A 17,173-nucleotide genomic window follows, 5' to 3' on the forward strand; every position below is an offset into this window, starting at 1 on the left:
TATGCGTGTGCTTCAACAATATGTTGGTCAACAAGTGATCGTTGAAATTTCAGGAAATAATATTTGTACAGGTAAAATAATTGATTTAGGGTTGGATATTATGGTCATGGTTAATAAACAACAATTCTATTACATCCCCTTAGTCAACGTCCAGAATGTAAGATTGAATTCAGAGTCTAGTACAGAACCCGAGCATTTGTCTAATGAAACGCCCATCGATTATCAGGAGGACAGCCTCTCATTTAGAAAGATATTAAATAATGCAAAAGGGCGATTTGTAGAGATTTATGTAACTGGCAATAAAACAATCCATGGCTATTTAACCAGTATTATGAATGATTATTTCGTCTTCTACTCGCCGGTCTATAAAGCCATGTTTGTGTCTTTGAATCACCTGAAATGGTTAATTCCTTATAACGCTAATCTCACACCTTATTGTCTTAATAGTCAATCACTTCCTTTGAGTCCTTTCAATATTACCTTATCAAGAACTTTTGAAGGACAGTGTAAAAAACTGGAAGGTAATCTAGTTGTTTTTGATCTTGGAGATAACACGAAAAAAATAGGCCTGCTTCACAAAGTGGATAATGGTTCAATAGAGCTGATAAATGCAAGTGGAGATAAAGTAATTTGGAATTTACAGCATTTAAAAACAGTATATACGCCATGATTGATGAAGGATGTTTCTTCGAAATAAAAAAACGACCTTCTATGGGAAAGTCGTTCGAAAAAAGGCTGAATTATGCAATTATGCACACTATAATTTATGAGAATATGGACTAATATGATTGGGTGTTTATCTAGACGAAAAAAAGGTGGCTTTGCCTCCTTTTTTTCGTCTTTCCAAAGGATAATTCTACTGCCAGAAAGGTTCCTAATTAGCGATGTACTCAATTAATTTGCTTCCTCCAAACCACTTAATTTATGAGTACAAATTAATACTAATTAATCCTTCCCATTTCATTCTCCCGAAATATCATAATACAAAATATTTGATATATGGAGATGAGCGAATGACTACCCAAATTGATGTTTTAATCCCAGCAATTGAGAAGGATCTTCACTGAAAATTATATATCGGTCCCTTTCTTTCACAAACGTAAAGGCTATCGTAAATCTAATAAGTTGATGTCTAAATGAACCCCTATTGCGTTGAGAATCCCGGACTTTGCAAAGTAAAAGTACTCCAATGCAGAAGAGATATGTTTCAATTATCTTGAGATCGAGCGGAAAAATTAATGAAGCGTGCAGTTGAAAAGTACTGCGATCTAAGAAATAAAATTGAAGGTGATGTTCCCCAAGAAAGGAGAAATTGGCTTGCGTATAGTACTATTGTGCGGGGGGTCGGGAAAAAGGTTATGGCCTTTATCCAACGAGATTCGCTCCAAGGTGTTTCATAAGCTTTTGAAATCCGAAGATGGTACCAGCGAATCCATGATTGAGCGTATATGCAGACAATTGGATGAGGTAGGCCTACTACAATCCACATGTATTGTCACTCATCAAAGTCAAGTTGAAATTACTCGTAACTATGTCGGTGAACACATTCAAATCATAGAGGAACCATATAAAAGAGGAACATTTACGGCTATCGCTTTAGCAGTATGTTATATGCATGAGATCTTGCAAGTGAATCCGAATGAAACGATCTGTATTCTTCCCGTAGATACTTATGTAAATACCGATTTTTTCCGGCTACTCCACTCCTTTCCTATAGTCCTTTCACATTCTAAAGCAGTTCTTGCTCTCCTTGGTACGAAGCCAAATCATCCCTCTGATCAATTCGGATATATTGTTCCAGTTCTGCCAAAGGAGAATGAAGATTATGCTTTTGTAAACAAGTTCATTGAAAAACCCAATGTACTTGATGCCAAGCAATTAATTGAGGAACATGCTATGTGGAACTGCGGTGTATTTGCATTTAACTTGGCATTCATGTTGACGTATTTGAAAGACAATGGACATCCTGTCACAGTTGAGTCTTGGATAGCAAATTATGAAAAATATGCAAATCTAAGCTTTGATCGAGAAGTCGTTGAGCACACAAAGCCTGTTGTTGTCATGGGCTATGAAGGTCACTGGTCTGATTTGGGAAGTTGGACCTCACTCAGCAGTCATTTTGAAAATAGAATTATCGGATCGGGACGGATATCAGATGATTCTGTTAGTTCCCATCTCATCAACGAACTTCCCTATCCCATTGAGATTATTAGCGTTCCCAATATCATTGTAGCTGCAAGTTCTGACGGAATTTTAATTGCTAATAAAGATAAAGCTAATCAAATCAAAGAAATACTCGCCCAAGTGCCACAGTTTCCGATGGTTGGAGAGAAGAGATGGGGTTCCTATCACGTACTGAATTATTGGAAAAATGATAATGGTATTGAAACGATGATCAAGAAATTGTGTCTAACTAAAGGAACCTCTACTAGCTATCACCTGCATCTCAAACGCCAAGAAATCCTGACGATTTTGACAGGCAGCGCGGAAATCCTTATGGAGGACAAACTGTATAGGCTTGTGGCAGGCGAAGCTTTAAAGATTCCAGCAGGAATTAAACATGGAATCAAGGCTGTCACAAATCTTGAGTTGATGGAAGTCTTGCTAGGTGATGAACTTATTTCGGAAGATACTACTCGCATTACCATAAATTGGTATAGATACCTAGATAATTCTCACTAGGATCTAATTAAAACCGTAAAGCCAGGACTAAGCATTCTCTGTCCTAGCTTATCTACGTTGTTAAGGCTTCCAAACCTTATGTTCAATAGATTCATAAAAACGGATTACGGACTCAGAAACCTTTTTCAGCACTTGCAGACGCATAGTCTTATAAATAACGATTCCGATAACAGTTCCAAAAATTGCGCCTCCAATAATATCTAATGGATAGTGTACCCCAGACCATATCCGGGAGAATCCGATAAGCGTAGCAAGAACTAACCAACCCCGTCCTTCTTTTCGACGCCAAAGCCAAATGGAGGTCGCTACCGCAAAAGCTGCAGCTGCATGATTACTGGGAAAAGAAGCTGAGGCCTCGTGTTGAAATAATTGGATGACATGATGTGCCACGAACGGACGATCCCGATGATAAATCGCACCTATAATGCGATTGACTCCTAACGCTACGCCTCCTGAGAGGAGCGTATTCACGACCATTTCCCGATTTTCTGGGGTTCGTATAAACCAATAAACAAGGTTGTACAGTGATAAACTGGAAGTGGAACAAACGTTCTCCAGAATGCGTTCAATGAAATTTTGGAGTGGCATGCCTGCTGTTCTCAATGGAAATATTCGACTGATTGACAACTGGTTACTAATGAGTTGGACTCCTCAAGGAAGAATCCAAATTGCAAAAGATATTGTTGCTCTTCTATAGTTTCACTTTTAACCACGGGCTACTCCCTGCGTGTTTCACTATACAAAGAACAATTATGTAGGAGATTAAAATGAAGAAAATCCTCTTATTTACCATTGCTATTTTGATTGCTGGCTACTTTTCATGGTGGTTTTTGTTTGGGAAAGCAAATGCCTATCACACAAAGATAACAGCAAGCGATGTTTCGAGAATAACAATAAACAATGGTTCGAAAATGAAAGAAATAGAAAGGCAAAACTTTGAAACATATTGCCGCTTTTTTAATGAATCTACATTTAAGGGTGACAATGATAGTGCGCTAGGAACCACGCTTGATGTAGGTGTTCATATCGATTTAAAATCTGGAAAACGAATTGGGGCATGGCAGTACGGAGCAAGCACCGTTTTTATGATTCAGAGAGACGATAACATGAACCGGTTAAATACAAATGAATATAGAAATTCAGTTGACTATTATATATCAAACCGTGATTTGGTTGAATTTTTACAGTCTGAATTGAAAGCATTATAATAAATTTTCACTGTTTCTGATATTCTCTTCCAAATTAGTTTGATTTTAATAATTCAGTAATTTCAGCATAGCTGATTACGTCGTCGGACATTCTCTGAAAATTACCATGATAGATTACATCTTCACTCATTTTTCTCAGCAATGTGATTGTAGCTCTAAAAGGTGCAGATCCAGTACTCACTCTCTCAATTCCCATTTCAGATAATTCGTCCAAAGTAGGCATTGCTGGGCTTACTAACAAGTTAATGGGACTAAAAATTTCTTGTCTAAGCATTTTAATCGTTTCTATATTTTGAACACCAGGAATAAAGATACAGTCTGCACCTGCCTTTTGATAAGCCTTTGCGCGAGCAATTGCAGTTTGAAGTCTATCCTTTGAATCACCGATGTTTAACCAATACAGATCAGTACGTGCATTGATAAATAAAGGCATATCTATTGACTGTGATAGTTGTCTAATTGCAGCTATTTTTTCAGCATGTAGAGCAGTATCTAAAATAGGATCATTTGGATTTCCTGTCGCATCTTCAAGATTAATTCCAACAACTCCTGCATAAATAAGTTTTCTCACATTTTCTACCACTTCTTCGACAGTCTTTCCATATCCTGCTTCAATATCAGCACTCACAGGGATATTTACAGATTGAACAATTATTCTTATAACTTCTAACATCTGCTCAAATGAAATGTTTTCCCCGTCTATATAACCTAAAGACATAGCTATTCCTGCACTAGTTGTACCTATGGCTTTAAATCCGCTGCCCTCAAAGACTTTAGCACTACTAGCATCCCATGCATTTGGTAATACAAAAGTAAAAGGTTGACTATGTAACTGCTGAAAGGTGCGATATTTCTCCATTCGATTTTGATGACTCATCCTATTTCCTCCTATTTTCACTGTCAGTATTTTTCATATTATATTATATTCACAAATCGATATTAACCTGGAATGGAATTAATTACTTTGTAATTCGCAATTCTGCCACTTAACGTAATAAAGCTACCGATCGTGTCGGCAGCTTCGTCATTCAACTATAGCGCTCTTTTAGCTTAAACTTTCTCAGATATTATCTTAACAGAAATAACTGACCCATCATCATTGCTTAAATCAAAGTTCCACAAACCTTCTTGCGCTATTCCCCACTGCATCTCGCCTACAAAGACTGTATCTGCTTCAACTGCAGTTTTTATCCAATTGTTTCCTTCAGGGGATTTGAGTCTGAAATAGAACTTTTTCTCTCCTATATTATGAACATAAAACCGGACTTTCTCCTTATTACCATCAGTATTTGCTTTATATGTTAACGAAGCGGAACCTTGACCATTACAATTCATAATCTGGTTTAACATAGCACCTTGTAAGGCTGTATCATTAGGTATTGTAGCACCCTTGATTGCTGTAAAAGTAGGTTCCTCAGCAGGTGGGCTTCCCAAAGTAAGAGCCACCTTATCAATATACGACGGAGTGATCTGCTTAGGCTGTACGACTATATTTACACTTACTTTTTCTTTATTTACGGCAACAAAACCTACAGTGATAGCTCCCGCAGTGAGCAACAAAAATGTACTATATAATAGTTTATTGTGTTTCATCTTGGATAGTAACTCCTATTTTTAATTAATATGGGAATGCCCCTTAATCGCAATCCATATATTACCATATAAACTATTATAGTACAATAACTTTTCGTCCTCAAACTTTTTTCTCTTAGGGCCCGACTGACACCTTCAACAAAGCCTTTCTTACAAATTCCGTCCCAATCCCCTTGCACCAAGGTCTATGCACATCCAAAGGTGTAAAGATCGCAAATTGCCCTGGATAAAGAGTCAGTTCCATCTCATGTTCTACCCCGTGGAAAAAGGTATGATCATCAATGGCCGGACTCACCTCGACCGGTTGATTCTTCTCACAATCTCGAGCAAACCCTATGGTCTCCGATCCACCAAGTATATAGTGAATATCCATGTATCGTTGATGCCGCTCTGGCAATGCTTCTGAGAATGGAATCGTTGCCTTCGTTTTCACAACTAGATAAGTACCGTCTTCTCCCACCGGATATACCCCATCCTCAATTTCATCAAACGAACATGAATAGAGATAATCCAAATGCTGCGCAAGCCGTTCCGAGTATACCCATTTTTCCTCCGGCCACTTGCGGAAATCCCCTATGATCAATTTCAGATCCTCCTAGCCAACATGGCAGTTTCCAAATCTCGCACTTATGTTTTCACTAGCATCAATAACGATCCTGCTATCGGTGTCATGATCATCGCAGAGCGTAGAAGCAGCTTCGGAGCTCTCTTCGTAAATTTAGCCCCAATATAAGAGCCAATCATCGTCCCTGCAACGACTTGAGAGAGTAATACAAAGTCCAGAAAACCAGCTTGGAAAAACCCAATAGACCCGAACAAAGCGATTGGTAGAATAACGACCATTGTCGTTCCCACCGCCTGACGGAGTGGGAAACCGAATAGAATGAGCAGCGCCAGTTGAATAAATGGGGTAGAACCAATCCCGAATATACCAGATAGTGAACCCGTAATGAGTCCTGTCAGCGCGGCTAAAATCCAGAATCTTACTCTCTTTAACTCAACAGCTTCCTCTACAAGTACCCGCTCTTTCGAAGAGAACACCTTGCTAGTCCGAAGCCAAATAAGGAGCCCTGAAACGAACAACATACCGCTAGTCAGCCAAATCAGCTGATCGGCTGCAATCGTGCGAGCCACGAATGTCCCTGCATACGCGCCACCAGCCCCGAACGCCCCGATAATGAGTCCTGATCGAAGCCTAGCATTCCCTTCTCGGAAATGACTGATCGAACCGGATAAAGTTGTAAATACCATCGCCGCAATTGAAGTCCCAAGTGCCGTATGAACAGGGACATGGAACACGGCTAGGAGAATCCCAATAATAAAACCAGAGCCCCCCGTCCCAGCAAAGCCTAAGATCATCCCCATTATAAGCATGGTTGCTAGAATGTCCACATTCGCCAACTACTTTCTCATTCAGGTTGTTTGAAAGGCGTATTGCTGATAGAAAGAAGGTCGCATATCCGTACGGTTCCGATTATGTCCGTTTTTTCTAATGTACTTCAGGTAGTCTAAATTAATATCACCGACTACGACCATTTCTACATTTGCTTCTCCTTGTCTGACAATCGCATTTGGAGTACCAATCATCGGTTGAATCGGTGAATAAATGCCACTTTTGCCCGTGAATGTAAATCCGTAAGGAATATGCGTTGGAAACGGAATCGATCCGATCATGTGACTATTCACAACGTATACCTGATTCTCAGAAGCTCTTGCTTGCGCGAACAGGATATTACGACTTTGCCCCCACTCATCGAGACAACAGGTTGGCGCCAGGATAATATCTGCACCCATTTGACTAAGGATACGTGCTACTTCAGGAAAAGAATTATCATAGCAGATGGAAATGCCATAGGTCACACCATTTATTTCGAAAACATCCAGCTTATCGCCAGGCGTGGTCAATTCTTTGTTATACACCATTTCATAGGAGGGATGGATCTTGTTCTGTTCGAATACAGCACCACTAGCCGTAAAGACATAAGCTGTGTTGTAATAGCATTTACGATCTGGCTGATACGCAAAATGCGTCCCAGCAGCAAGTGTAATTTGATACTCTTTGGCCAAATTGGCACATAATTGTTTGATCGCTGCTGTATACTCCTTGCCAAACCACTCGAAAACTTTCGTAACATCTTCCGTACTTTTAATATCAAAATGGTGCAAGGTGAGCAGCTCAATCGCGAAAAACTCAGGCAATAGGAGCAGCTCTGCCCCTTCTGCTACGGCTGATTCAACGTGCCAACGAACATGATCCTCAAAGTCTTTCATTGATCTTAATTTTTTGGCCCGAAACTGGCTGCTGGCAATCTTCATCTTAGTTAACTCCTCTCAGTTCGACCTCATGGGTGATCTTACGCATGAATTGATTCATCCGTGCATTTTTCATATGGAAGACCTCATCTGGTTTCCCGCTCATCGTAATTTGACCATCCTCCATAAAAAGAACACGATCAGATACGTTACGAGCAAAGTTCATCTCATGTGTCACAACAACCATCGTCATGCCTTCTTTGGCCAGTTTGACCATAATATCGAGCACCTCGTGGACCAATTCAGGGTCTAGTGCAGATGTCGGTTCGTCGAACAAAATAACCTTCGGTTCCATGGCCAAAGCTCTTGCTATCGCTACTCGCTGTTGTTGACCACCCGATAAATTGGCCGGATACTCATTAATTTTCTCTTGCAAGCCGACCTTTTCAAGGAGCTTAATCGCTTTGGCTTCTGCTTCTTTACGAGGCACTTTCTTCACTATACGCGGGCCTTCTGTTACGTTATCGAGCACGGTTTTATTGGGCCATAAATTAAATTGCTGAAAGACCATACTGACTTCGGAACGAAGCCATGTCAATTTCATATACGATTGCAGCGTTAAACGACCGCGGGCATTCGTCTTATATTCCGCTTTGCGCGTATCTACATAAATCTCCCCGGAGGTTGGCACCTCCAGCAAGTTCATGCAGCGGAGTAACGTACTTTTTCCAGCACCACTTGGGCCAATAATCGAGACTACTTCACCCTCACGAATTTCAAGATTAATTTGGTCCAATACCTTTTTTGACTGAAACTGCTTATTTAGTCCACGAATATGAATCATATCTCATGCCTCCTACCTCTTAGCAATACGTAGCTTCTTTTCGATGAAAAATTGCAGCAACATAATCGAACTGGTCATGGTTAAGTAAATAACGCCTGCCACACCCAGCGTCTCGATGACACTGTATGTACTGTTATAAGCTCGTTGTGCACCAAGCATTAAATCCGGCACGGTAACAATTGAAACGATAGCTGACTCTTTCAGCATAATGACACAGTTATTAATATAAGGCGGCGTTAGCAGTCTAATTGCTTGCGGGATGGTGATGCGAATCATCTTCTGAAAAGGGTTCATCCCGATCGAATCCGCTGCCTCTAATTGACCTCGATCTACAGACATAATGCCTGCTCGAATAATTTCCGACTTAAAGGAAGCGGAATTGATCGACATGGCCGCAAGCCCTGCGATAAACGCAGGAAGCTTGAGACCGAATGGTGTTGCATAATACAACCAGAATAACGTAAGCATTAACGGTGTTCCTCGGAACACCCATACATACACGAAAGCAATGCCGCGTACCACACTAATACTGGAAAGTCTCATGAGAGCAATAAAGTAGCCAAGTATTGTAGCGCACAAGATGGCTAGTATGGAGATTTTGAAAGTCGTCAGCGCTCCCTCAAGGTAGAGGGGCATATAATTGGATACAATTTCCCAGTCCATGCCAATCACTCATTTTCTACTTATTTTTTGATTACTTAGGAAGTGGTGCCCCTACCCATTTGGTTGCCAGCTTATCAATGGTTCCGTCCTTCATTTTCTCATCTATCAGACTATTAATGATTGCTTTTAATTCCGGTTCTTCTTTACGCATACCCACACCCATATTCTTCACTGCCGCTACTTTACCGACTAATTTAAGTGGTTTATCACTCTTATCATTCTTGATGTAATCATTCGCAGCAATGTTACCAACTGCGTAGAGATCTATTCGGCCTGCTTTTAGATCTGTGAATGCTTCCGCATTCCCTGGGTATTCCTTCAGCTCTTTGAAGCCTCCGAATTCCTTAATAACGGTATGTGTCGCCGATCCGCCAATAACCCCCGTAATCAGACCGCTTAACTTCGTCACATCCTCTACTTTCGTGCTATCTTTCAATGTCACCGCTACCGTGCCGTCTTTTCCATAAGGAATGGAGAAATCAATACTTTTCTTTCTCTCATCCGTTTCCGAAAGGGCTGACATTACGAGATCGAATTTTCCTGCTACGAGACCCGGAATTAAGCCCGAGATATTTCCTGGCACGAACTCAACCTTGACGCCAAGCTTCTCCGCAATCATTGTACCGATGTCGATATCTAGTCCTGTGATCTGGCTTTGTTCATTCATGAAGGTCATTGGACGGAAGTTTCCACTTGTTCCAATCACGAGCTTGCCGTTCTTTTTAATTTGCTGAACCGTTGCTGATGTTGCAGGCGCACTTGTTGCAGCCACTGCTGGTGTTGTTGATGCTACTGACTGATCAGCAGGCTTAGCCGTTGTACCTGTCGTCGTTGCTTTGGTTCCACAAGCGCTAACTAATAAAAGTGACGCAATAACCAAACCCTTACTCATCCATTTAGCATGTTTCATTTTCCCCAGCTCCCCGTAATGTATATTGTCTTTATATGTTAGATTATATATCACGTTAATCAACTTTACATTGGAGTCGTTTCACAAATCTACCATGGCCCTTTTGTGAACATTTCACAAAGAAACTGCACTCTCCATGGTAATATTCAACGATACATTCTACTATTCCTTCCTATACAAGACATTTCATTAGTGTTTTCTACTAAATTAGTTCTTTCCTCGACCTTTATTTTATGTTAGGTTTATTAACATAATAACTGAGGAGGTTATGCCATGAATGGTATTAGTGTGAATGAATTAATCGCTCATAAACCTTTTCTATTTGGAGAGGATCCCATCATTAGTGGCGCCAACGGCTTAAACCGCCGCATTACCAATGTGAATGTAATGGAAGTACCGGATGTTTTCAACTGGGTCAGACATGGCGATCTCCTCCTTACAACCGCATACTCGATTAAAGACAACCCGAATGCCCAGAATGAGTTAATCCCCAAACTTGCTGCGACAGGAATAGCTGCTATTGGCATTAAGACCAAACGTTATCTTGAAACAGTTCCAGATGAAATGGTCTCCCTCTCTAATGAATATGGGCTGCCCATCTTGGAACTGGCTTATCAAATTGGCTATTCACAAACCATTTCAGAAGTGCTTGAAGAAATTCTCAACCAGAAATCGAATTGGCTCATGGAACAACACCATAAAATACAATTACTAACCAGCACACTAATAATGGGGGAGAACAGCAAAACCTTTCTTGAGACGTTTTCCAAGAGTACCGGTTTGCAAGCTGCCTTGATTACCTATGAATCTGACATGTATACCACAGATGCAGCATTCAAGAAAGAATGGCCAGATGCTCTGCATCTTCGACCTGTTACGCTGCATTCTTCTACCACAGCGCTTCCTTCTTATTGGCTAAACGATGATACAACTACAATTTACTTACCAATTGAGAAAAATAACGAAACGATGGCTTACTTTGTTTGTTGGGGATGTACGGACGGGGAATGGGAATCTCTTCAGTTCCTACTTCAACATACGGTTAACTTACTAACCCTTCACCTAAGCAAACAAAATTCACTGCGCAGCTTAGAGGATAATCAGAAAGATCTTTTTCTCAAAACCTGGATTCTCGGTGAGATCACCGATCCGCAGGCCATAGCGCTACAAGCAGCCTCATGCGGACTTCAGCTGCAAACGGGATACAACGTTTGTCTCACCTCACCACTTCCTCCTTTCTCATCACGAGAACTCATGAGTATAAAAGGTTACTGTATCCTCCAAGGCATCATTTTGCTTTCCATGGGGAATGAATGGGTTTTCCTTATTCCAAAGCCTCTGGCTAATCAGAAAAATGCTTATCTGAAACTCCAATCGGAGCTCCATAAGTGCTTGAAACAACCCAACATTCGCCTTGGCATTAGCAGTTCGAAGGGACTATCTGATATTCATGAAGGATATAAAGAAACCGTAACTGCACTTGAACTCTGGGACTTCATTCAACCCAATGAACCGCTGTGTTACTACGACCAACTCGGTATGTATCCAATTGTTCATGTGCTATCCGATCAAGAGTCCATCAAAAAGCAATTGTTTCAATACATCCAACCCCTATACGCTTTCGATAAAGAGAATAACGCCAAGCTCGTTGATACGTTAATTACCTATTTGCAATTCGGAGGAAACATTAAGGAAACAGCAAAAGCTTCCTTCTGCCATTACAACTCTATTGTCTATCGACTAGAAAAGGTTCAAAACTTATTAGGGGTTGATTTGAAAGACCCTGATATTCGTTTTCAATTGCAAATGGCGGTAAAAGTATTCGCTTTCTCCACAAAAAAAGGAACTATGATGGGTTCATAGTTCCTTCTGAATCGTAAATTTATGGTTGCCTAACTGCGGACTCTTCATCTCAACGACATCGCCAATTTGACAAGTCATTGGATTGGACGGCGTTCCGGATAGAATGATATCCCCTTTACACAAAGTAGTCATACGCGAGATATGTGAAATCAACCAATTGGCAGAGAATAAAAGATTCGCAGTATTATCTTTTTGTATCAACGTGCCGTTTACCCACATTTCCAAATCCACCTGATGCGGATCAATGAGGGAAACCATCGGGCCAATCGGAGTCATCTGATCAAACATTTTAAATCTACCTGTATCAAAATGCGCGCTCGCCGTAATGTCATTGGCAATTGCATAGCCCGCAACAATGGACGGCACATCCTCTTCTGCAATATTTCTGGCTTCTTGGCCGATAATAACCGCCATCTCCACCTCACAGATAAACTCCGTAAGCTGCGGTGGCAAATAAATATCCGATTCTACTGTTAAGCTTTGCGGAGACTTGATAAAGAGAAAGGGATCCTCCTCATGGGTGATCCCTTTTTGAGCGCGAAAAGCTTTGAAGTTTGGTCCCACACCAATAATTTTGCGTGTTTCATTCAGATACGCTTGGATATTCATGAGATGAGACGCCTCCTTTATTTTTCTAGTCCGTCAAATCCCTCAGTCGACTATTCTTCTGTTGGACCGATCTCATTAAATCCACATTCACGTCCTTATCCTCCGCCATGCTGATGAGTGCGTGAACATCCTTAGGCAGACATTTGCCTCCATAGCCACGGTTATCCTCATAGACGAACGTATGACTTCGCCCAATGCGAGGGTCCTCCAACCACACTTCACGCAGTTCATTGTAGTCAATGCCGTGAGCGCCGGCGATATCGTAGAATTCGTTGCAAAACGACACCTTCAGCGCCAGGAAGCAGTTCTCCATGTACTTCGCCATTTCTGCTGTACGGGCATCCGTCAGCCGAATTCTCACTTCAGCGTTATACACCTGTTGATACGCACGAACCACAAGGCTTGCATCTGCTGATGCACCGCCCAAAGTAAGCCATGTGCGGTGACGCAGGTCCGCGAAGTGGTGATCCACCGTTTCCCCGTAATATTCCGGCTGGAACACGATTCTCTTCCCTGTTCGTTCCTTCATTTCATCCGTAAAACCCACAGGAATGGTCGAACGTATGACGATGACTTTAGCTGTCAGCCATAAGAGTACTTCTTCCACTATGGACGTATCGCATTTGCCGCTTGGAAGCGAAGGTGTCGGAACACAGACGAATGCCATATCACATGCGTTCACCTCATCTTTGCTTCCAATCTGAAGAGGTCCATCATATACAGCAGCCTTGGGAAATAAAGCATGAATCGCTTTGCCTACATGGCCATATCCAACAATTCCTATCTTCATCATTATCCATGCTCCTCAAGTTGATCTTCAGTCAAAAAGTTTTTCCCCCATGTGTTAAGCAGCCACCTTATCTTCCTGGGTATGTTCCTTTTCCTGACGCTTCTTCTGTACAGCCAACAGGATGAACACTAAGAAGTAGTATCCCCAGTAACCAACAAATTCTTCCAGCGAAGGATTCTGTGTATACCCAAGGAATGCTTTAAAGAAAATACCGACTTGACCGTTAATAAGCGGCTCTTTCCCATAATCACGCAGATATTGTACGCCGTCAATAGGATGTTCTGGCATAAAGGCTGTAATATTGTAAATTTCACCAATCTGGTGACCAGCTGTTCGATATAGACTGCCTATGATCCCTAAATCCTGCATAATCCCAATCGCCTGAACAAACAGTCCAGCTGAAATCATCATCAGGAATACGGCAGTTATGCGAAAGAAAGTACTTAAACGAATTTTCTTCGTACCTTTGAAAAAGAGAAGACCTACCACTGCGGCTAGCACTAGACCGAATAAAGCTCCCCAGCTTTCAAGCGCTTTCTGAATGTCGCCACCCGTAATCGCAGCGAAGAAGAATACCGTCTCCACGCCTTCGCGCACAACAACCAAGAAGGAATGAACTACCATATTAATGGCTCCGCCAATGGTCAAAATATGAGCAACCTTACTCTGAACCTTGCCTTGCATCTCACTGCTTTGCTTCCCCATGAACATAATCATATGTGTCAATAAACCAGATGAGACGAGCATAATCCCGATCTTCAAATAATTCTGACTACCCATACTAGCAAAACCAGTTAATAAAACCTGGAAGGCAAGAGCCAAGCCGTAACTGACAACTATGGCGAAAAACACACCAACCCATACCCATTTATGCCAATGGATCGCATCAATACGAGTCAAATAAGTAAGGATGACACCTACAATGAGAATGGCTTCCAGTGCTTCGCGAAACGTAATGAGAAATGCCTGTAAATCCATGATCTGCCTCCTGTTCTCTACCTTGTATCTGAACATTGAAAAACACTTGTGCTAATACAGCACAAGTGTCTCCCTTCTGAACGAAATGATTAACGAAGAATGATGATCTCACCATTTTGATAGAATACGCCATAACTGAACAACTCAGCTACTGCACGTAATGGGATGAAAGAACTACCGTTTTGAAGAACAACTGGTTGATCCAATTTAATCTTCTCATTCACTTTACCATTTTCAACAACTTGATCGGATCCAGCTTTGATTTCTGTTTTCTTGCCATCTTTCGTGATCACGATCGTTTGCGTTGCTTCAACCCATTCAACTTGCGCATTAATCGCTTGTGCAATTACACGAACCGGCACTAAAGTACGGCCACTTTCTTGATTAACGAACGGAGCATTCTCTGCAGTGAAAGCAGCGCCATTTACTTTATAACCTTTGTCGCCAACTTTTAAGCTCGAACCATCTTTGTCAACAAGGAATTTTACGATTTCAAAGATTGATGCGTTTGTAGCTGCAGCATCGGATTTATCAACAGCTTCTGTTAACTTCGTAGCAGCAACACTTGCAGCTGCAAATTTCTCTTTACCCAAGAACACTTCTTGGCTAGCAAGGAACATGGTACCTTCAGCAACATATCCACGTGCACCTTGAAGGTCACCAGCTTCTTGTTTAACTAGAATTTGGTTAAGGTATTCCGATACTTTACCGATCATCGTACGTTGAAGGGCATCGCCGATTTCAGCTTGTTTGATTTTGCTAGCATCGCCTGAAGCGAATGCATTCTTTACTAAATCAGCGTCAGCTGGACTTCCACCTTTGAGGTACGTGTAAACTGGCATGAAGAGGAAATATCCTTCAGTGATTGCTTTGGATTGGTCAGCTGCAGCAGCTAATCCAACATTTTCAGCGTATGTATATGTTGCAAGTGCGTAGTTTTTAATCAATGTTTTGTCAAGAATTTGACGGTGGAAGTTAAAGTCATTTACGTTGTTGTCTTTGATATCTTTTTGGATCAATTCAATTGTCGTTTTCAAAAGTGGAACCATGTTCAAGCTATACTTCGTATCACGTTTTACAACATTAGGTTGTAGAGCTCCTTCATAAATTTGAACCACTTTATCAAAAGCAGCCGTTGCTCCGGCAACATCACCTTTCGTCAAAGCAGGACGTACTTGGTTGCTCATCAAATCACGAAGTGCGAAGAAGTAATACCATTGCAAACCTTTATCAATTGCTTCTTTTGCTGGACCAACAGGCAAGTCACCTTTAATGGCAGCATCCAAAATAAGCAAGATGTTAGCATCCATTTTAGGATCATCCGCTTTGATGTTAACATCCAGACGTTTAACATCGGTTTGAAATTTATCTACATATAATTTCTTAATATCAGCAAGAACGGCTTTATCGGTTTTATCTGTGAAAAGTGCTTTAATATCTGTGAATGATTTAAGGCTAGCGGAGATCGTTTGATCTTCTTTGATTTGGAATTTCGTTTCTGCAAAAGCAACGGATGAAACAGTAACAACACTAGATAGAGCGATTGAAGCACTTAATATGACAGATAAAAATTTACGCATGATAATTTTCTCCTCTATTCATCTCAATTTTTGGGTCGACCTAACGGTTAAATCCACTTTCTTTTGCGAGCGAACCATACGGCCCCACCCAGAATAACGATAACTCCACCAATCACGGAGACGCTGACCCAAGGATTCGTTTTGTCAGAGCGCTGCATAGGCGCATGAGCGGCTGCTTCTTTCACAGGCTCAGCCTTCACAGCTGCGCTAGCAGTTTCCGTTGCTTTAGCGGGTGCTTCTACTGTTGCAGTAGGCTTAACTGCTTCAGCTGTTGGTGATGGGCTAGGACTCGGACTTGCTGATGCTGATGCAGACGGCTCAGGAGAATTTGTTGCAACTGTTGCCGCTGCGTCTGGCGCTTTCGTCTCTGCTGGTTTGGCATCTGTCGTTGCGGCAGGCTGTTCTTGCTTAGGACTAACTTCAACCTTCACAATGGGTTCTGTCTTAGTCGTCTCTACTGGCTTAACGGTAGGTGCCGGCGTACTTGTGGCAACTGGTGCTGGTGCACTGTAAGCTTTATAAGGGAATAGCGGCTTTACCTTTCCAAAGATAAAATCAACTTTCTCCTTAAATACAGCAGGCTGCACTGGCTTCTTCCCAACGCCGAACAATCCTGGATTACCTAATGCATCAAGCGCAGCGTCAAATGACTTATCAATTTCCACTTTGCCCGATCCTATGTAAGGCTCTAGGGTATCATAGGTTGCCTTAGCTTTGGCTAATAAAAGCTTTGCTCCCGCATAGTCATCAATTCCTTGTTGCGCATAAGTAAACCGACGATCTAAGTTCATAACTAAGACAGCTTTGAAATTAGAAATGACTAATTTATTGTCTTTCGACTTAAAATTAGCATCTAATGTGGTACCTACTTCCTCACCAAAATGCGCTACTAGTTCTGCTCTTCTTTCTTTATAAGCACCTTCAGCAGCTCCCCAATCATTCGCTCCATCTCCTATACTGGCTTGCACCAGTTTAAAAGTTTCAGCGACATCCTCGGTATTGGCGTCACCGTAAGAATAGGCCAGCGCGGAAGTCGGCAGGATTAATAATGCCGCGAGAACTAAAGTTAATCCGGCTAGTAGCCATCTTTTCATATCTTCACCTCTGTTATGAATTTGATTCTCAATGTCATTGATAATGATAATCATTGTCCAGAGAACTGTCAACCATTATTTAACAAAGCCATCATTGTTATTTTAC

18 protein-coding genes are annotated in these 17,173 nt (G+C 41.4%); 4 read left to right on the top strand and 14 right to left on the bottom strand.

The window, feature by feature from the left end; all coding sequences use genetic code 11:
• Nucleotide 1: 1 nt before the first annotated feature.
• On the top strand, nucleotides 2–670 hold the full coding sequence (locus AC58QM_RS28490; RefSeq protein WP_497288174.1) for a YwrJ family protein: 669 nt from the start codon (nucleotides 2–4) through the stop codon (nucleotides 668–670).
• Between the two features lie 620 nt (nucleotides 671–1,290).
• Nucleotides 1,291–2,682, top strand: a complete 1,392-nt coding sequence (locus tag AC58QM_RS28495; RefSeq protein WP_497288239.1) for a sugar phosphate nucleotidyltransferase — start codon at nucleotides 1,291–1,293, stop codon at nucleotides 2,680–2,682.
• 60 nt (nucleotides 2,683–2,742) lie between these two features.
• On the opposite strand, the gene AC58QM_RS28500 is transcribed toward AC58QM_RS28495, so the two are convergent.
• Nucleotides 2,743–3,270, bottom strand: coding sequence for an undecaprenyl-diphosphatase (locus tag AC58QM_RS28500; RefSeq protein WP_497288175.1), 528 nt, complete (start codon nucleotides 3,268–3,270; stop codon nucleotides 2,743–2,745).
• 179 nt (nucleotides 3,271–3,449) lie between these two features.
• On the opposite strand from AC58QM_RS28500, the gene AC58QM_RS28505 reads away from it, so the two are divergent.
• Complete coding sequence (locus AC58QM_RS28505; RefSeq protein ID WP_497288176.1) at nucleotides 3,450–3,890, top strand: hypothetical protein; 441 nt, start codon at nucleotides 3,450–3,452, stop codon at nucleotides 3,888–3,890.
• 34 nt (nucleotides 3,891–3,924) lie between these two features.
• On the opposite strand, the gene AC58QM_RS28510 is transcribed toward AC58QM_RS28505, so the two are convergent.
• The 8 genes from AC58QM_RS28510 to AC58QM_RS28545 form a co-directional block, all read right to left on the bottom strand.
• On the bottom strand, nucleotides 3,925–4,767 hold the full coding sequence (locus tag AC58QM_RS28510; protein ID WP_497288177.1) for an isocitrate lyase/PEP mutase family protein: 843 nt from the start codon (nucleotides 4,765–4,767) through the stop codon (nucleotides 3,925–3,927).
• 173 nt (nucleotides 4,768–4,940) lie between these two features.
• Nucleotides 4,941–5,483, bottom strand: coding sequence for a hypothetical protein (locus AC58QM_RS28515; RefSeq protein WP_497288178.1), 543 nt, complete (start codon nucleotides 5,481–5,483; stop codon nucleotides 4,941–4,943).
• A gap of 115 nt (nucleotides 5,484–5,598) precedes the next feature.
• On the bottom strand, nucleotides 5,599–6,066 hold the full coding sequence (locus AC58QM_RS28520) for a NanQ anomerase/TabA/YiaL family protein (RefSeq protein WP_497288179.1): 468 nt from the start codon (nucleotides 6,064–6,066) through the stop codon (nucleotides 5,599–5,601).
• Nucleotides 6,067–6,110: 44 nt separating this feature from the next.
• Nucleotides 6,111–6,884, bottom strand: coding sequence for a sulfite exporter TauE/SafE family protein (locus AC58QM_RS28525; RefSeq protein WP_497288180.1), 774 nt, complete (start codon nucleotides 6,882–6,884; stop codon nucleotides 6,111–6,113).
• Nucleotides 6,885–6,896: 12 nt separating this feature from the next.
• The gene (locus AC58QM_RS28530) at nucleotides 6,897–7,799 is read right to left on the bottom strand and encodes a nitrilase-related carbon-nitrogen hydrolase (protein ID WP_497288181.1); all 903 of its coding nucleotides are present in this window, start codon (nucleotides 7,797–7,799) and stop codon (nucleotides 6,897–6,899) included.
• Nucleotide 7,800: 1 nt separating this feature from the next.
• A complete protein-coding gene (locus tag AC58QM_RS28535; RefSeq protein WP_436234095.1) occupies nucleotides 7,801–8,580 on the bottom strand; it encodes an amino acid ABC transporter ATP-binding protein in 780 nt (259 codons plus the stop codon).
• 12 nt (nucleotides 8,581–8,592) lie between these two features.
• Nucleotides 8,593–9,243, bottom strand: coding sequence for an amino acid ABC transporter permease (locus AC58QM_RS28540; protein WP_436234094.1), 651 nt, complete (start codon nucleotides 9,241–9,243; stop codon nucleotides 8,593–8,595).
• Nucleotides 9,244–9,274: 31 nt separating this feature from the next.
• A complete protein-coding gene (locus AC58QM_RS28545; protein WP_497288182.1) occupies nucleotides 9,275–10,153 on the bottom strand; it encodes a substrate-binding periplasmic protein in 879 nt (292 codons plus the stop codon).
• Between the two features lie 273 nt (nucleotides 10,154–10,426).
• Here AC58QM_RS28545 and AC58QM_RS28550 point away from each other — a divergent pair, with 273 nt between their 5' ends.
• Complete coding sequence (locus AC58QM_RS28550; RefSeq protein ID WP_497288183.1) at nucleotides 10,427–12,016, top strand: PucR family transcriptional regulator; 1,590 nt, start codon at nucleotides 10,427–10,429, stop codon at nucleotides 12,014–12,016.
• Here the strand turns inward: AC58QM_RS28550 and AC58QM_RS28555 are convergent.
• The 5 genes from AC58QM_RS28555 to AC58QM_RS28575 form a co-directional block, all read right to left on the bottom strand.
• Nucleotides 12,011–12,625: a fumarylacetoacetate hydrolase family protein gene (locus AC58QM_RS28555; protein ID WP_497288184.1), complete on the bottom strand. Its 615-nt coding sequence runs from the start codon at nucleotides 12,623–12,625 to the stop codon at nucleotides 12,011–12,013. The two genes, AC58QM_RS28550 and AC58QM_RS28555, sit on opposite strands and share 6 nt — an antisense overlap.
• A 25-nt stretch (nucleotides 12,626–12,650) precedes the next feature.
• A complete protein-coding gene (locus AC58QM_RS28560) occupies nucleotides 12,651–13,418 on the bottom strand; it encodes a Rossmann-fold NAD(P)-binding domain-containing protein (protein WP_497288185.1) in 768 nt (255 codons plus the stop codon).
• Between the two features lie 51 nt (nucleotides 13,419–13,469).
• Complete coding sequence (locus AC58QM_RS28565) at nucleotides 13,470–14,393, bottom strand: FTR1 family iron permease (RefSeq protein WP_497288186.1); 924 nt, start codon at nucleotides 14,391–14,393, stop codon at nucleotides 13,470–13,472.
• A gap of 89 nt (nucleotides 14,394–14,482) precedes the next feature.
• Nucleotides 14,483–15,973: a copper amine oxidase N-terminal domain-containing protein gene (locus AC58QM_RS28570; protein ID WP_497288187.1), complete on the bottom strand. Its 1,491-nt coding sequence runs from the start codon at nucleotides 15,971–15,973 to the stop codon at nucleotides 14,483–14,485.
• A 47-nt stretch (nucleotides 15,974–16,020) separates the two neighbouring features.
• A complete protein-coding gene (locus AC58QM_RS28575; protein WP_497288188.1) occupies nucleotides 16,021–17,067 on the bottom strand; it encodes a hypothetical protein in 1,047 nt (348 codons plus the stop codon).
• Nucleotides 17,068–17,173 lie beyond the last annotated feature (106 nt).

Source organism: Paenibacillus sp. J22P165, assembly GCF_059692015.1.

What these genes read in the sequence shown, in the direction of transcription:
- AC58QM_RS28505 (WP_497288176.1), top strand. Translation starts at nt 3,450, where the DNA reads ATGAAGAAAATCCTCTTATTTACCATTGCTATTTTGATTGCTGGCTAC.
- AC58QM_RS28555 (WP_497288184.1), bottom strand. Translation starts at nt 12,625, where the DNA reads ATGAATATCCAAGCGTATCTGAATGAAACACGCAAAATTATTGGTGTG.
- AC58QM_RS28510 (WP_497288177.1), bottom strand. Translation starts at nt 4,767, where the DNA reads ATGAGTCATCAAAATCGAATGGAGAAATATCGCACCTTTCAGCAGTTA.
- AC58QM_RS28575 (WP_497288188.1), bottom strand. Translation starts at nt 17,067, where the DNA reads ATGAAAAGATGGCTACTAGCCGGATTAACTTTAGTTCTCGCGGCATTA.
- AC58QM_RS28570 (WP_497288187.1), bottom strand. Translation starts at nt 15,973, where the DNA reads ATGCGTAAATTTTTATCTGTCATATTAAGTGCTTCAATCGCTCTATCT.
- AC58QM_RS28530 (WP_497288181.1), bottom strand. Translation starts at nt 7,799, where the DNA reads ATGAAGATTGCCAGCAGCCAGTTTCGGGCCAAAAAATTAAGATCAATG.
- AC58QM_RS28535 (WP_436234095.1), bottom strand. Translation starts at nt 8,580, where the DNA reads ATGATTCATATTCGTGGACTAAATAAGCAGTTTCAGTCAAAAAAGGTA.
- AC58QM_RS28550 (WP_497288183.1), top strand. Translation starts at nt 10,427, where the DNA reads ATGAATGGTATTAGTGTGAATGAATTAATCGCTCATAAACCTTTTCTA.
- AC58QM_RS28540 (WP_436234094.1), bottom strand. Translation starts at nt 9,243, where the DNA reads ATGGACTGGGAAATTGTATCCAATTATATGCCCCTCTACCTTGAGGGA.
- AC58QM_RS28500 (WP_497288175.1), bottom strand. Translation starts at nt 3,270, where the DNA reads ATGCCACTCCAAAATTTCATTGAACGCATTCTGGAGAACGTTTGTTCC.
- AC58QM_RS28565 (WP_497288186.1), bottom strand. Translation starts at nt 14,393, where the DNA reads ATGGATTTACAGGCATTTCTCATTACGTTTCGCGAAGCACTGGAAGCC.
- AC58QM_RS28490 (WP_497288174.1), top strand. Translation starts at nt 2, where the DNA reads ATGCGTGTGCTTCAACAATATGTTGGTCAACAAGTGATCGTTGAAATT.
- AC58QM_RS28495 (WP_497288239.1), top strand. Translation starts at nt 1,291, where the DNA reads ATGTTCCCCAAGAAAGGAGAAATTGGCTTGCGTATAGTACTATTGTGC.
- AC58QM_RS28560 (WP_497288185.1), bottom strand. Translation starts at nt 13,418, where the DNA reads ATGATGAAGATAGGAATTGTTGGATATGGCCATGTAGGCAAAGCGATT.
- AC58QM_RS28515 (WP_497288178.1), bottom strand. Translation starts at nt 5,483, where the DNA reads ATGAAACACAATAAACTATTATATAGTACATTTTTGTTGCTCACTGCG.
- AC58QM_RS28545 (WP_497288182.1), bottom strand. Translation starts at nt 10,153, where the DNA reads ATGAAACATGCTAAATGGATGAGTAAGGGTTTGGTTATTGCGTCACTT.